The sequence below is a fragment of the Paenibacillus aurantius genome (genome assembly GCF_032268605.1).
Taxonomy (GTDB): domain Bacteria; phylum Bacillota; class Bacilli; order Paenibacillales; family NBRC-103111; genus Paenibacillus_AO; species Paenibacillus_AO aurantius.
This window is the reverse complement of record NZ_CP130318.1, coordinates 4,635,394-4,650,936: the sequence shown is the minus strand read 5'-3', so window position 1 is coordinate 4,650,936 and position 15,543 is coordinate 4,635,394. Positions and strand designations below refer to the sequence as shown.

Here is a 15,543-nt window from a genome sequence, read left to right as displayed (position 1 = left end):
GCAGCTTTTTTAGCGGCCGGCCCTCGCTCCGGATAGCTGGCCGCAGCCATCCCGCTCCGGCATCAGTCCGCCGGGGGACCGGGCTCGGCTTTCGGAGGAGAGCCAGCCGTCAATCGGTCCAGGAGGCGCCGCCCGGTCGCAAGCTCGATCGTCCTCAGGAAGAACCAGGAGAAGCCCGCATAGAAGCCGATCCAGGGGGAACGGAAGGAGGCGGGGCGGTTGCGCTCGAATCCGTAATGGCCGATCCATGACAGGACATAATGGGCAAGCGCGAGGACCACGGTCCAAGTGAGGTCCACCCAGACGGTTCCCCAGGCGAGGAAAGCGAGCAAAAACGCGGCGTAATGAAGGGCGCGGTTCACCGGATGCCGGTGGGCGCTCATGTACCGCAGCAGATCGCGGCGGAACCGTTCTTTCATCCAGGATCCCTCCCTTTTTACTTCCAGTATAAACCAGAAGGGGGCCCGGGTCTTTCTTTGACGGTCGGTTTTTGCTTTTGGGAAATCGGACTTTTCTTTTGGCCGGGGATTCGGTATGATTAGATTCCTTGACTTCAGAGGAATTACATCTGCTCTTTCTTAAGATGCAGGTCATATGGAGGTAACTGATCTTGGACGAAAAGACTCAAAGTGCCTATCAAGAAGAACAGCAGAGGCTCGAAGCCGCCAAAAAAGAAATCGACCGCCAGCTGGAAAGGCTGCGGAAGGTTCCCGTGTATCATGGGACCGACTTGACCGAGCAGGCGCTCGAAAGCGTGCGGGAATCCTCCCGCCGGAGCCTGGGGAGGGCCCAGGCCGAGCCTTACTTCGGCCGGCTGGATTTTCATGAAACGGGGCAAGGAGAACCGGCAGCGCTCTACATCGGCAAAGTCGGGGTGGAAGAGGAGAAGACCGGCAAGCTGATGGTGATCGACTGGCGTGCTCCGGTGGCGAGCCTGTTCTACTCCTTCTCCGGCGGCCGGGATGCCGCAGCGTACGAATCCCCCGAGGGGCTCATCGAAGGGCTTGTTTATTTGAAGCGGAATCTCGTGATCCGCGAGCGGATCCTGCAGCGGGTGGTGGATACGTACGACCGGGAAACCGACACGGCCTCGGCGGGAGACGAATTTCTCGTCTACCGGCTTGGGGAGAACAAGGACAACAAGCTGCGCGACATCGTGTCGACCATCCAGGCGGAGCAGGACCGGATCATCCGCTCGGCGCGGAATACGGCTCTCATCATCCAGGGGGTAGCGGGCAGCGGGAAGACGACCGTCGCCCTGCACCGGCTGGCGTATCTTCTGTACCAGTACCGGGAGAACGTGCGCGCGGAACGGATGATCATTTTTGCCCCGAATGCCATGTTCCTCGATTATATCTCTCAAGTGCTGCCCGAGCTCGGGGTCGGGAACATCCAGCAGAGCACCTTCGGCGAATGGGCGCTGGACCTGCTCGGGCATGAGGTTCAGCTTGAGGAGCCCGCGGGCCGCCTGGAGCAGTGGTTCGGCCTCGGGCCCGACCGTCCGGCAATGGACGACCGGGCGCCGGGCCGGATCAAAGGCTCGGACGCCTTCCGGCTGTGGCTGGACCGCTGTCTCGCGGTCTATGAGCAGGGCTGCGTACCGGAAGCCGGCTTTGCCCCGTGGGAGGGTCTGGTCCTCCCGGCGCGGAAGGTGCACGAATGGTACCATGTCGAGAACAAGCACTACCCGCTGTTGAAGCGCAGGGAGCGGGTGGTGGCCCGCATCAAGCGCTGGCTCGAGATGGAGGTGGACAAACGGCTTCCCCACGAGCGCAAGGAGCTGAAGAAGAAGGCGTCGCAGAAGCTGCGCACGTATCTCGCCGGCTGGCCGGAGTACACGCCGTTTACCTTCTACAAGGAGCTGTTTCAGCAGGAATCGCCCTTCTTCCTGGCCGGTGTACCGCAGGACCTGTCCGCCGGAGGGTGGCCGGGCATCGCCGGCCTGGCGGAGGAATCCCGCAAACTCTTCCGCCGGAAGAAGGTTCAGCCGGAGGACTTGGCGCCTCTTGTGCATCTCCACGCGGCGTTCTACGGCATCACCGGGGACCGGCTGTTTGACCATACGGTGCTCGACGAGGCGCAGGATTTCTCCCCCTTCCAGGTAGCGCTTCTCGACCGGTTCACGAAGAATCATTCCTTCACCATTCTCGGCGATCTGTCCCAGGGGATTCACGCTTATCAGGGCATCTCCGCCTGGGAGGAATTCAGCCGTCTGTTCGGGGAGGGACACGCGGCTTATTTCCAGCTCGAGCGGAGCTACCGTTCGACGATGGAAATTATCCATTTCGCGAACGTCGTGCTCAGCCGCGGAGTGGCGGGCAGCTTGCTCGCCGTTCCCGTCTTTCGCAGCGGCAGCCCTGTCCGGGTCATCGGCACCCCGAAGGGGGACAGGGAGGAGACGATTCTCGGAGCGGTCCGCAGGCTGACCGGGAGCGGATACCAGACGGTGGCCCTCATCGGCCGGACGGAGAAGGAGTGCGCCGGGCTGGAGAAGCTGCTCGACCGGGAGGGCATCGCGGCGAACCGCATCGTGGCGGGACAGAGCCGGTACGGCGGAGGGATGTCCATCGTCCCGGCTTACCTGGCCAAGGGACTCGAATTCGACGCCGTGCTCGTCCTCGATGCGGACGAAACGCACTACTCCGCCACCGCGCCGGACGCCAAGCTGCTCTATGTGGCCTGCACCCGCGCCCTGCATGAGCTGTGGGTGCTGTACACCGGGAACCCCTCGCCGCTGCTCGAAACGGAGGATCCGGAGTTCGTCAGCACCGAGCAGCCGGGCTAAGGCGGCCAGTCCTGTCCACGACAATGGGGGAAGGGCAGCGACGGATCCCGCCCGCGAAGACATCGGATCAGGCGCCATGCCTCCCAATGACTAACCGGGCCCGCACCAGGCTCTCCACTGGCACCGCCCCAGGCACCGCAAGAGGCTCTGCATCAGGCTTCGCCCAGGCACCGCAAGAGGCTCTGCATCAGGCTTCGCCAAGGCCCCGCATCAGGCTTCGCTCCAAGCTTCGCCCCAGGCGGAGCCTTTTTGCAGTGAGCAGGCATTCCGATTATCCTTCTTCTCCTGCTTCGCGGCGTCCTCCCGTTCCGGTTACTCCCTATCTTGAACATGCCGGGGTTGCTCCCGCCGCCGGGCCCTTGTACACTAAGAGAAAACGCTTTAAAGGGTGGGACCTGTTCCTATGAAGAAGCTTCTTCTTCGTCATTTTCCCTTTCTGTACAAGTGGCGTGTCCGGCAGCTGCGCCTGAAGAGGCATCTACAGAATCTGGACCCCCGCCTTCGTTTTGCCCTGGAGCGGTCTCCGGTTTCCCTCCCTCATGTGGCCCACAAGCACAAATCCGTGCTGAGAAGGGTGCTCGCCGGAACGCATCCTCAGCTGCAGGAGAACAAAATCACGAACCTGCAGATCTGTCTTGAGACCCTGGACGGGATTCAGATCGCTCCGGGAGAAACCTTCTCGTTCTGGAGGCTGACGGGACAGCCGACGGCAGCCAAAGGATATATCGAAGGCCTTCAGCTTGCCAACGGCCGGGTAACGACAGGAACCGGGGGCGGGCTGTGCCAGATGGCGAACCTGCTGTTCTGGCTCGCGCTGCACACCCCGCTCGAAATCCGCGAACGCCACCATCACAGCTTCGACCTCTTCCCGGACGACCGGAGGGTGATCCCATTCGGCAGCGGGACCAGCGTGGCTTATAACTATGTGGATCTAAGGCTGCACAATCCGACCGAGCTTACCTTCCAATACCGGCTTTGGCTGAGTGAGGAGTTTCTCGAGGGAACGATCCGCACGGACCGGCCGCTTGCCTTCCGTTACCGGATCGAGGAAAGAAACCACCGGTTTTATGAAGAGAAGGGCCGCTGGTACCGGGAGAATGAAATCTGGAGGCTGACACTTGACCCTCAGAACGGGGACCTCTTGTCTTCCACGCTCCTCCTCCGCAACAAGGCGGAGGTCCGATACCAGGTTAGCGCGGCCGCTGGGGCGGGTTAAGCGGTGGAATGCCAGCATCGGGCGGATGGCCCCCGCCGGCTATACGTTGCCGCGAAGACAAGGACGGAACCAAGGGCCGCTTCTTCTCCGCCATGGCTCTCTTTACAACGAAACAATGTTATGTTACGATTCATCTAACGGAAGACGGAACAATGTTACGCTATACATCAGGAGGGCACCCGCTATGGAGCAGGAGTTGATATCCAAAAAAGAGCTGCTGCAGCTGACCGGCATTTCCTACGGCCAGCTCTACCGCTGGAAGCGGCAGAATCTGATCCCCGAATCCTGGTTTATCAAGCAGTCCAGCTTCACGGGGCAGGAAACGTTCTTTCACCGCGACAAAATCTTAACCCGGGTAAGGGGCATTCTGGAGCTGAAGGACAGTCACTCCCTCGAGGAATTGGCCGAGCTGCTTTCCCCTGAGCTCACGAACAAGAGCTTCGCCCTTTCCCGCCTGCAGGAAAAAGGATTATGGGATCCCGATCTGCTCGTGAGGCTCGCCAGGCGGCTGAATAAGCTGGAACTGACGTTTATGGAGGCGGTGCTTGCTTATGTGGCGGGCCGTCTTCGGGAGGAGCACGAATTGGCCGACGGTAGGCTGGAAGAGCTGCTGGAGGGTATGGAAGGATGGATCCCGCAGCTCGGGGATACCTCTTACCGGTTGTACTATTGCGTCAGGGATGGAGCGGGTATGGCTGCCGTTGTGCCGAAAGACAGCCCCTTTCTTACCGACGCCAAGGTGAAGCAGGTCTATGACCTGGAGGAAATCGCCCGTCTCTTGAAAGCGGAGCTGGAGGAGGAATAAGGCATGGACCGAAACAAGGAGGGCACGGAAGCCATGATTAACAAAGCGGCGGGGACGGCCCCGAACGGGGACCTGATCATATCGGGAAGCGGGTCGGCGGGGGGAGGTCATTTCGATGAGGTGCGCATTTCGGGCTCCGGGAAAATTACCGGTAACGTCAGCGCCCGGCTTTTTAAAGTATCCGGTTCCGGGCACGCGCGGGGAAATGTTTCGGCTGAGCGAATCAAAATCAGCGGAAGCTGCGCTGTCGAGGGAGCGGTGGAAAGCGGGGAGCTGTCGGTATCCGGCTCCTTTAAAGCCGACGACACCATCCGTGCTTCCGAGATCGAGATTAGCGGCAGCCTGAAGACCAGGGAGGCCTTGAAGGCCGTCCGGATTCAGGTGAAGGGAGACATCCAGGCGGGAAAGGATCTCGAAGCGGAAGAGGTCAAGGTGACCGGGGGCCTATCGGTCGGCGGTCTGCTTAACGCCAACCGGGTTCAGGTGGACATGTACGGAACGAGCTACGCCAAAGAAATTGGAGGGGAAGAGATTACGGTCCGCAAGGCCGCGGTCCTTTCCATCTTCACCGATCTTCTGCACTCTATCGCCGGCCTGTTCCGCGGCAGGGACCTGAGGCCGAATATGATGAATGCCGACCTGATCGAGGGAACGCTCGTGAACGTGGAATATACAAGGGCCCGGCTCATCCGGGGAAACCGTGTCGTGATCGGTCCCCACTGCGAGGTGGAGCGGGTGGAGTATACCGAGTCGCTTACCGTGGATCCGTCGGCCTCCGTCGGCTCAAGCACCGAGACCTAAAGGGCTTCCGATTTCCGGCTCCCGGCTGGACCAGGCGGAGAAAGGATGCGCTTCATGCAAGCGATAGGCTGCCGGGAAGCTCCGGCAGCCTTGTGCTTTGTGATAGGGATTACATCCCGGCCAGGACGTCTCTGGCCCTGCCGTCCTGCTGCTGCCTTCCTCCCAACGCGTGGTTTTGCTGGAAATTATTGTTGATCGTTCGTTTGACCTATGGTTAACTTAGAAGGGACTTGAAGTATGGGCCGGGAGCTGGAGGGATGATGTTGTCCGATCAGGAATTCGAGCTGTTTCGCGTAAATATCCATTCCCTGAATCATGAAGCGCAGCGCAGGCTATTCCTTGCCTACCGGCAATGGGTGTACCGGGACATTTATTTTCTTCTGAACGATCATGCCTTAACCGAGGACTGCATCCAGGAAACCTTCATGAAAGCGGTCCGAAGCGGCCCTAAGACACGCTCCGATTCCCGAATGGGGGCCTGGCTGAAGAAGCTGGCGCGCAACGGGGCTTATGATTTTTTGAGAAAGCTGAAAAAATATCGTCAGATGTCCGGCCTGGACGACGTTATCGATAAGGAAGAGGCGTTCTATTCCCTGCCAGTGGAGAAGGTGGAGGATATGGTGGAACGCATGCAGCGCAACGAAATTCTTCACGCCACGATCCAAGAGCTGAAGCCGGACTACCGGGTGGTTCTCTTTCTCCATTACATAGCGGAATTGTCCTACTCTGAAATATCGGCGGAGCTCGGGATTACCGAGCAGGTGCTTACCCAAAGGCTGGCCAGAGCGCGCAAGAAGCTGGCGGGTCACTTTATACGTAAATGGGGGGATGACCGGTGAACGGACCGGGCCGGGAAAGAACGGCTGGCGGGCAGGTGTCCCTGGCTGTCAGAAGGATTCACCACGGGCTTGCGGTCCCGGATGGGGAGGAAGCCTGGGGGCGGATGCAGGAGAGGCTGGCCAGGGAAAGGCGGGGAAGCCGTCTCCGCCCCGTCTTCTCCCAAGCTCTTGCGGCCGCGAGTCTGGCGGCCCTCCTGATCGGGGCGGCGGCAGGATCTTTCGCGCTCGGTCCGGCTGCCGCCGAAACCTTCTGGTTCCATGTGGGCCGGAAGGTCCAAGACGGGGCCGTTCACCTCTGGTACGGCCGGGACGGGGACCGCGAAACCGCCCGTGCCAAGACGGCTGCTCCCCCTGCGCAGGGGGAGGGCGAAGCAACATCCTCCGGAGCGGGCCAGCCGGCGGTTCAGCGGTCCGTCGTGCCGGCGCGGCCCGTAGAGATGAGCGTCCCGGAAGCCGTCGAACGGTGGAAGCTGCCGGCACCCGCCCGGCTCCCCGAAGGCTTCGCACCGGATACAGCGCAGCTAACCCCGGACGGAGAAGAAGGGCTTAAGCAGGCGCTTCTGCTCTATCGAAACGGGGACCGGGCCGTTCTATTCCTCTATACCCGGTCGGCTTCCGGGCAGCCGGAAGGCGTGTATTCCTTCGGAGGCAAGGCACAAGCGCGGGAGATCGAGATCAACGGGAGCCCGGGCACTCTTCTTCCAGGAGACGGCTATGTTACGGTTCAGTGGCCGTCCGCTTACGCGGTCCTGCAGGTGTCGGGGCCGCTTACGGAAGAGGAGGCGGTGGAAGTCGCCCGTTCGGTCCGGTAATCTCCCCATTCCCCATAATGCAAAGGAGGGTGTGTCATGAGCCCGCGGCTTCAGAACAAAGCAGCGGTCCTGAGAAAGTTCGAAGGCTATTGCTACCAGATTGCTTATTATGTTCTCGAGAAGGAGCAGGAGGCGGTTCAGGCCGCCCGCGAGACCTTGCTGGAGCTTGGAACGGATGATTCGTTCTTTGAGCAGGAGGAGCCCGAGCAGCAGCGGCGGGTGCGCGTCCTGACCATGAAGCAGTCCCTTGCAGCCCGGAAAACGGCTTATTCCGCCGTTATCGTATAAAGGTGAGGTACGGCCCGGCTGACGCTTCGGTTATCCGGGCTTTTGCCATGCCGGATATGGCGGTTTTCTTGACCAAAAGTTTACTTTTTATGGAAGAAGCTGTTGGGTTCGTGTATACTGATCTTATATGGATAGACAAATTCGGCTGAACTGCCTTGGAAGAAGCAGCGAAAGGCCGGACTGCAGCAAGAGAAGACGGACCCTGCAGCCACATTAAAAACAGAGGGGCTTAGGCGTCATCGTTCCCCACCAGAGGATGCCTAATCAAAGTGATGGGGAGATGATAGAATGAATAACAGCACGAATGGCTCCACGGAACACCGCAAACCGTTATACGTGGTAGGAATTGGTGCCTCGGCTGGCGGAATGGAAGCTCTCCATTCTTTTTTTACGCACCTTGACCCGGATAGCGGAGCTTCCTATGTCGTTGTCCCGCACCTGTCCCCCGATTACCGCAGCCTGATGGCGGATATATTGTCCAAGGTTACGTCCATGCCGGTTGTGCAGGCCGCCGAAGGAAACAAAGTCAAGGCGGACCACGTGTATGTCCTTCCTCCCGGCAAGCTCATGACGATAGAGAATGACGCTCTTCACCTCGAATCGATAACGCCGGGAAGTCCTCTGGTGTTTCCCATCGATGTCTTTTTCCGGTCGCTTGCCAAAAACTCCGGGGAACATTCGGTTTCCATCGTTCTGTCCGGCACCGGAAGCGACGGGTCGCGGGGCATCAAGGCGATCAAAGATGCGGGTGGCCTGATTCTTGTTCAGGAAGCGGGCTCGGCCCAATTCGACGGGATGCCGAACTGCGCCATTTCCACGGGGCTCGTGGACTGCATCCTCCCCCCTCAGCAGATGGGCGGCGAGCTGGTCCGGTTCATGAACTACTGCCAGTCGGCCGGACCGAACCAGCTGGTCACGAGAGCGCAGACGAGCGAAGAAACCATTCAGAAGATATTCCGGCTTTTGCATCAGAAATTCCATATTGACTTCACCCAATATAAACAGAATAGTATTCTTCGTCGAATTGAACGGAGGATGGCCATTCATCACATCGGCGACCTACACGATTACTACCAGATGCTGCTTGGCGATGTTTCGGAAGCATCCGTACTGTGGAAGGAGATGCTGATTAACGTGACCCGGTTTTTCCGCGACAAAGAGGCTTTCGAGGTTTTGAAGGAAGAGGTGATGCCCCGGATCTTTCACAAGGAGAACCAGGAGATCCGCATATGGGTGGCCGGCTGCTCGACCGGAGAGGAAACCTATTCCATCGCCATTCTGCTCAGGGAATACATGGAATCGATCGGCCGGAAGCCGGCGATCAAAATTTTTGCCACCGACCTGGACAAGGATGCGCTCGATTTGGCAAGCCTTGGCATGTATCCCGCCGGCATCGCGGCCGATGTGACGCCGGATCGGCTGGAGAAATATTTTGTCAAGGTAGGGGACCGCTATCAGGTCTCCAAGGAACTCCGCAAAATGATTGTGTTCGCGCATCATAATCTCGTGAAGGATCCTCCGTTTCTCTCGATCGATCTGGTCACCTGCCGGAATGTGCTGATCTATTTTCAGCCCATTCTGCAGAAGAAGGTGCTTTCGCTGTTTCATTTTTCACTCGCTACCGGCGGCTTTCTGTTTCTTGGAGCAAGTGAAACGATCGGAGAACTCGGGAAGCTTTACGCTCCGCTACACAACAAGTGGAACATTTTCTCGAAGCGGAACGTCATCCAGCGCAGGCCGCTCAACATGGTGGAGATCAGCGAACCGGTCACCCTTCCGGGGCAGACGCTGCAGGGCTCGCAGATTATGGAGGATTCGAAGCTGTTCCGCAAGCTGGACGATCTATCCCAATCGTTGATCGAGGAGTTCGTTCCTCCCTGTATCATTATCGACGACAATCACGATGTCGTGCACACGACCGGGGATGTGAATGCCTTCCTGAACGTGCCGCGCGGGAAATTTTCCCACAACCTGTTCAAGATGGTTCCCCAAAGCCTATCCGTTGCGCTCAGCACGGCCGTTCACAAAGCCCGCAAGGAGAAGTCGGAGGTCATCTACAAGAACATCGTCATGGAGCAGAACGGGGCTTCTCGGCGCATCTTGTTGAAGGTCAAACTGTTCCGGACGGAAAAGACGAACGACAAGTACATCCTGATCGCCTTTCTGCCGGACAGGGAGCTGGAGAAGCTGGCACCTGCCTCCTCCCCCCCTCCCGATCTCGACCTGAAGGAGAAGCAGTTCATTCTGGATCTGGAGCAGGAGCTGGTTACGACGCAGGAAACGCTGCAGACGGTGATCGAGCAGCTGGAGACGTCCAACGAAGAGCTCCAGGCCACGAACGAAGAGCTGATCGCGTCGAACGAGGAGCTGCAGAGCACGAACGAGGAACTGAGCTCGGTTAACGAGGAGCTCGTGACCGTCAACTCGGAGTTCCAGTCCAAGATTCACGAGCTGATCGAAGTCAACAGCGATATGAACAATTTCCTGAGTGCCTCCAACATCGGAACCATCTTCCTGGATATCGATCTGAGTGTGCGGCGGTTTACCCCGAACGTCATGGATGTCATCAACCTGATGGAGGTCGACGTAGGACGCCCGATCATGCATATCTCGCATAATCTGGTTTACGATCGCATGGTGCCCGATATCGAGGAAGTGTTGCGCACGCTCGTTCCCATTGAGCGGGAGGTGCAGAGCAACCAGAAGAACTGGTACCTGCTCAAAATTTCTCCTTACCGTACCGTGGATCACTACATCAAAGGCATCATCATGACCCTCGTCAACATTACCGAGCTGAAGTCGATCAACAGCCAGCTGAGCAAGCTTTCGCTCGCCATCGAGCAGAGCCCGTCCGTGGTCATGATTACGGACAAGCAGATGAAGATCGAATACGTCAACCCCGCCTTCACGGATATTACCGGCTATTCCCGGGAGGAAGTCATCGGAACGGAGGCCCGGGCGCTGGAGCGCGGGGAGGGGGGGACGGAGGTCTATGACATCCTTTGGGAGAAGGTGGGCTCGGGCAGCAAGTGGAAGGGAGAGCTGCAGGGCCGGCACAAGGACGGAAGAATTTACTGGGAATCGGCCACCGTTCTTCCCGTCATCAACGAAAAGAAAGAAGTGGTGCATTACCTTAAGGTAGCGGAGGACATCACGAAGAAGAAGCATACGGAGGGGCTGCTGAGAAAATCCGAAATGCTCTCCGTGGCCGGCCAGCTGGCCTCGGGAATCGCTCACGAAATCCGCAACCCGCTGACCTCGGTCAAGGGCTTTCTCAAGCTTCTAAACACGAAGCAAGGCGATCAGGAGAAATACATGGAGATTCTTTCCGCTGAGGTGGATTCCATGGAACTGATCATCAACGAGCTGCTCCTGCTCGCCAAAACCCAAATTTTCGAATTCGCGACGAAGGACCTCCGGGTTATTCTCCAGAACGTCGTGATGCTGCTCAGCTCCCAGGCTATCCTCAAAAATATAGAATTCGTGGTGGAGTGTGAACTCGAAAGCGTGCACATGAACTGTGTCGAGAACCAGATCAAGCAGATGTTCGTCAATCTGCTGAAGAACGCGATCGAGGCGACGCCGTACGGGGGCCAAATCTTCATTCAGATCCGCAATGCGGTTTACGGCAAGGTCATGATCCGCATCGTCGACAAAGGCTGCGGCATTCCGAAGGAGCAGCTGGACCGGATCGGCGAGCCGTTCTATACCACGAAGCAGAAAGGCACCGGCCTCGGCCTCATGATCTGCCACCAGATCATAGAGAATCATCAAGGCCAGATGCGTTTTCAGAGTGAGGTCAACAAGGGAACGACCATCGACATCCTGCTTCCCCTGCACATCGAAGGCGGGCACCGCTCCTTGGCCCAGCCGGGTTCGGAACTGTTCCAATCCATTCTCAAGTAACGCCAAAAGGCCTGTCCGGTCGAAGAAATGCCGGACAGGCCTTTGCGGTTTGAACTTAAGTTACAAGTACTGCTCAAGCGCCCGGCATGCGGCCTCGTAATCCTCCCAGAGGCCGGCCAGCAGCGCTTCGGCTTCGGGCGTAACCACTCCGGCTACCCCCATGCTTTCGAGCTGGGAGAAGGTGGCCGACAAGCTGACGAGTCCCAAGCCAAGCGCACTCGATTTCAGCATGTAGGCCGTTTTCTGCAGCTCGGCCGCATCCTTGTCCCGGACCGAATGCTTCATCCGGTCCATAAGCCCGGGAGCCATCTGCTTGAACTGGTTGAGAAGGCTGCGGAGAAGAACGCCGGATTCGTCGAGCTTCTTCAGGTCCTGGATAATCGGCAGGCTAAGCACACGGGAAGGTGCCGGCCCTTCCGCCGGAAGCCAGCGCAGGAGCATCGCTTCCAGCTGCTCCAGCGTAATCGGCAGCGCCATGCAATCGTCAAAGCCGCTTTCCCGGTAGTGGGCGGTGAAATCGGGGCCGGGGTTGGCGCTGATGCACACCATCGGAGCGGGCGGCTGCTTCCGGCGTGCGCTTTCCTCCCGGATGAGTTTGGCGGGCTCCAGGCCGTGCGCCGTCGGGAGAAGGTGGTCCATTACGATAAGCGAATAGGTCCGGCGGGCATATCGCTGGACGGCGGACTCCCCGTCTTGGACGACGTCAACCTGGGAGAAGCCCATCCGGGTCAGCTGCATATGAACGACCTGCCGGTTGATGGCATTGTCCACCGCAAGAAGAATGGGAAGGGACCGCGTCTCCTCGTCGAACCACTCGGTCAGCCGGAGCGCGAAGGGGGATGCTTCTTCCGGACCCTCCCCGTAGAGGCCGGTCCGGCTTCCCTCGGCCCGGGCTTCGGGTAGGGTCAGCTGAAAGGACACCAGAGGGCCTTTCCCGTCCTCTCCATGCACGTTCAGGGAACCGCCCATCAGCTGCAGGAGCCGGGAAGCAATGCGCACCCCGAGATGGCTTCCTTCTTGCCCAGAGGGCGCCGGGAGGGGACGGCGTTCTCCTGCGGGCTCCGACACCTCGATGCGGATGGCCTGTTTGCCTTTCTCAGCCCGCTCCAGCAGAGCCCGGACCGTAAGGGTCCCGCTGCCGGACAGGCGGGTGGAGTGGATGATCACATTGAGCAGAATCTGACGGATGCGCACCGCATCGCCGATCAGAATCGGGTGAATCCGGCTGTCCCAGACGGGAAGAAGGATGGTCCGGGAAGCGGCGTTCGGCTTCATCAGCTCCACCATATGATGAAGCAGCTTGCGAAGATCGAAGGGCTCCTCGTTCAGCTTCACTTCACCGGTTTCGATCTTGGTGATATCGAGAATATCGTTAACGATCGTCAGCAGAAGCTTGGCGGATTCCTCGATCAGCATCACTTTCTTGCGATGCTCGGCATGGAGCTCCGCATGCATGAGCAGCTCGGTCATCCCCAGGATGCCGTTCATAGGGGAACGGACCTCGTGGCTCATCATCGAGAGGAACGATCCCTTGGCAAGCTCCGCTTCCACCGCTTTCTTCTGGGATTTCTTAAGATCCAGATTGGTTTTGGCGAGCATTCTCTGAACGGTAATCAATTCGTTGTTCATTTCCGATAGCTCCGAAAGCAGCCGGTCCTCCTGTTCCTGAAACCGGATGACCCGGTCGGACAGCTGACGGACGGTTTCCCTCAGCTTGGCTATTTCCGAATGCCACTCGGCATGAGACTCCATGTTCATTAGCTCCTTTAGTCGGTCGCATTATTCCGTTTGGGCCGTCTGGCCTTGAAGCAGGCCTTCCGCTACCCGGACGGCTTCTTCGGCATCCGAGGCCCACCCGTCGGCTCCCACCCTCTTCCACAGCTTGGAATCGATATTGAAGGGCAGGCCGCCAACGATAATTCGGACTCCCGCACATTCGGGGTTTCCCCGGATTTGGGAAATGAGCTCTTCCACGAGATGGACGTGGTACGTCATGGTGGCGGAGATGGCGATCACGTCCGCCTTATGGTGGATAAGCGAATGAATCACACTTCGAGCAGGCACGTTCGCGCCCAGGTAGTAAGTATCCCAGCCCTCCAGCTCGAACAGGTCCGTGAGCACCCGCAGGCCGACCTCATGCATTTCCTTGCCGACGCAGGCGGAGACGAGTGTATAGCTTTTGCGGGGGCTTGTGAACAAATAAGGATACAGCTGAGACATGATCATCTGGGTGGCGGCCGTACAGAAATGCTCTTGGGCTACTTGGATGCGGTTGGTTTGCCACAGGCGGCCGATCTCATGCTGGGTGGTCTGGAAAATATACAAATACAAGTCTCTCAGCGGGACCTTGTCCTCGACCAACCGGGTGATCAGCTGACTTGCGGACCGGCGGTCCCCGTTAAGCAGGGCTTGTAGGTAAAGCTTGGTCTCCTCCGCGAGGGGCTGGTCCTCCTTAAGAAAGGAGGAGGGAGTCTCCGCCGCTGTCAACTGCTGGCGTCCCAGCCGCAAGTAATCCAGCAGGGTCCCGCGTTCGGGTTCCTTCACGTGGGCCTGAATGACCTCCTCCATGCATTGGAGGTTAACCCGCAGCTCCTCCACGGAAACCTGGTACCCGTCCAGAAGCGTTTTGAGCCAGGCGATATAATGGACGAACAAGGAGGGGCTGTCGACCAGGACGCTTTCGGCCAAATACTGCAGGTTATAAACGGAGTCCTGCCTGGTTCTTATCCGTCCGGAGGCTCCGAAGCGGGCCGTCAGATCAGGCTGCCGGGAATATTGCCGGGCGGTCACTTCCTCCGCAAGCTCCTCGGCTTGGGACATCAGGAGCATGCCGGCCTGCCGGGTGATGGACTTCATTCGAATCCCTCCTCGGTGTAGGGTGTAGATAATCCGGAAGCGTCCTCTTCGTTGCCGTCTACCATATTATACTATAAAAGGGTTTGGGAAGCTTCCCTGTATTCCCCACCGATGCAAAACAGCCCGAACCAGAGGTCGGGCTGCTAGGCCGGTTATGCTTATTTTACTTCAGTTCTTTATTCAGCTGGCTCACCCGGCCTTGGGTAATGCCAAGGATTTCGGCAAGCTGCTTCTGGGAGGCGTCGGGATATTTCTCCTTCGCTTCCCGGAATCGGTCCAGCGCGGTAGGCTTGGACGACGGGCGGGAGGAGACGGGTTTTCCGGGCGCCTCGGAGGGCCGGATCTGCTTAAGGCAGGAGGCGCAAATGAAATACGATTTGAAATAGATGTTGTTGTCATAATTTTCACAGAAGATGCAGTCCGTCGACCGGTACTTCCGCAGGGCGATCCGCTTGTCATCCGTGAAAATTTCCAAAGGATCCCGGATGCGGATATCATGAATCTCCAGCAATTCTTTCGGAATAACGATGCGGCCCAGCCGGTCCAATTTTCTCACTATGCCAAGACTTTTCACAGAGATCCCCCAAGAAGTTTTTTAACATATTATACCATATTTATCGGGAAAAATTATAGATCTTAAGTCCTGGGAGGCCCGTCAATCTTGAGGTTTTCTCTGTTATTTTTTTACAGATTTGCGGATGAGCGCTTTAGTTGTGAGCGGCTTTTTGCTTACTTTGACCCGGCTTTTGGTTTGGGCTTTCTTGAAAATCGCAAAAGGCGGGAAGATTCGAACCAGCTGATGCTGAAGAACCGTGTTGTTCTCGACGGTAAAGGTACCGCTGTCTACGGCAAAAGTGTTGACGATCAGGTTGCGGGTCGTGGGAACCGTTACCCGGATTTCGTAGTGGAAGGAGACATCGCGAACACTTGTTGTGATCGCAAAGTTAGTATTGGGAGATACGTTGACGGTCTGGTCGAGAAGACTTGTCCTGCTATCCCAGTTGATAACTTGCACCCGCACCCTTCTAAAGAAATTGCTCAGGTTAAGAAGCTCAATGTGTGCATTTACCGTGGAACGGGTTTTGTTAATAGTGCCTGTCGATAAAACGATAGCCAAATCTACCAACTCCTTTTCTTGTTGTCGCTCTATTCTATGTAACGGAATGGAAGGGTGACTCCGGTATTCGTGGAAGTTTACTAGAGAAGAGCGACGGGGAGGGCACAAAAAAACACCG

General features: G+C 57.9%; 13 protein-coding genes. 8 read left to right on the top strand and 5 right to left on the bottom strand.

All coding sequences use genetic code 11. The features are described 5' to 3' along the window. Positions 1-62: 62 nt before the first annotated feature. Positions 63-419 carry an Mpo1-like protein gene (locus MJA45_RS21090; protein WP_315603870.1) on the bottom strand — a complete coding sequence of 119 codons (357 nt, stop codon included), beginning with the start codon at positions 417-419 and terminating at the stop codon, positions 63-65. 191 nt (positions 420-610) lie between these two features. Between MJA45_RS21090 and MJA45_RS21085 the strand changes: the two genes are divergently transcribed. From MJA45_RS21085 to MJA45_RS21050, 8 genes are all read left to right on the top strand, one after another. After that, positions 611-2,785: a HelD family protein gene (locus MJA45_RS21085; RefSeq protein WP_315603869.1), complete on the top strand. Its 2,175-nt coding sequence runs from the start codon at positions 611-613 to the stop codon at positions 2,783-2,785. A gap of 403 nt (positions 2,786-3,188) precedes the next feature. Next, positions 3,189-4,001, top strand: coding sequence for a VanW family protein (locus MJA45_RS21080; protein ID WP_315603868.1), 813 nt, complete (start codon positions 3,189-3,191; stop codon positions 3,999-4,001). A gap of 184 nt (positions 4,002-4,185) precedes the next feature. Then, entirely contained in the window at positions 4,186-4,806 is a 621-nt protein-coding gene (locus tag MJA45_RS21075; protein WP_315603867.1) for a DUF4004 family protein, read from the top strand. A gap of 3 nt (positions 4,807-4,809) precedes the next feature. Next, on the top strand, positions 4,810-5,607 hold the full coding sequence (locus MJA45_RS21070; protein WP_315603866.1) for a polymer-forming cytoskeletal protein: 798 nt from the start codon (positions 4,810-4,812) through the stop codon (positions 5,605-5,607). A gap of 257 nt (positions 5,608-5,864) precedes the next feature. Beyond that, complete coding sequence (locus MJA45_RS21065; protein ID WP_315603865.1) at positions 5,865-6,446, top strand: RNA polymerase sigma factor; 582 nt, start codon at positions 5,865-5,867, stop codon at positions 6,444-6,446. Then, on the top strand, positions 6,443-7,258 hold the full coding sequence (locus MJA45_RS21060; protein ID WP_315603864.1) for a DUF4367 domain-containing protein: 816 nt from the start codon (positions 6,443-6,445) through the stop codon (positions 7,256-7,258). The genes MJA45_RS21065 and MJA45_RS21060 overlap by 4 nt, the downstream gene beginning before the upstream one ends. A gap of 36 nt (positions 7,259-7,294) precedes the next feature. Further along, the gene (locus MJA45_RS21055; RefSeq protein WP_315603863.1) at positions 7,295-7,546 is read left to right on the top strand and encodes a hypothetical protein; all 252 of its coding nucleotides are present in this window, start codon (positions 7,295-7,297) and stop codon (positions 7,544-7,546) included. Positions 7,547-7,834: 288 nt separating this feature from the next. Continuing rightward, positions 7,835-11,452: a CheR family methyltransferase gene (locus MJA45_RS21050; protein ID WP_315603862.1), complete on the top strand. Its 3,618-nt coding sequence runs from the start codon at positions 7,835-7,837 to the stop codon at positions 11,450-11,452. A gap of 60 nt (positions 11,453-11,512) precedes the next feature. On the opposite strand, the gene MJA45_RS21045 is transcribed toward MJA45_RS21050, so the two are convergent. The 4 genes from MJA45_RS21045 to MJA45_RS21030 all read right to left on the bottom strand — a co-directional run bounded on the left by MJA45_RS21045 (position 11,513) and on the right by MJA45_RS21030 (position 15,425). Further along, positions 11,513-13,204: a histidine kinase dimerization/phospho-acceptor domain-containing protein gene (locus MJA45_RS21045; RefSeq protein ID WP_315603861.1), complete on the bottom strand. Its 1,692-nt coding sequence runs from the start codon at positions 13,202-13,204 to the stop codon at positions 11,513-11,515. 27 nt (positions 13,205-13,231) lie between these two features. Then, the gene (locus tag MJA45_RS21040; protein ID WP_315603860.1) at positions 13,232-14,308 is read right to left on the bottom strand and encodes a cobalamin-dependent protein; all 1,077 of its coding nucleotides are present in this window, start codon (positions 14,306-14,308) and stop codon (positions 13,232-13,234) included. Positions 14,309-14,471: 163 nt separating this feature from the next. Next, positions 14,472-14,864, bottom strand: coding sequence for an AbrB/MazE/SpoVT family DNA-binding domain-containing protein (locus tag MJA45_RS21035; RefSeq protein WP_315603859.1), 393 nt, complete (start codon positions 14,862-14,864; stop codon positions 14,472-14,474). Positions 14,865-14,984: 120 nt separating this feature from the next. Beyond that, positions 14,985-15,425, bottom strand: a complete 441-nt coding sequence (locus MJA45_RS21030; protein ID WP_315603858.1) for a hypothetical protein — start codon at positions 15,423-15,425, stop codon at positions 14,985-14,987. Positions 15,426-15,543 lie beyond the last annotated feature (118 nt).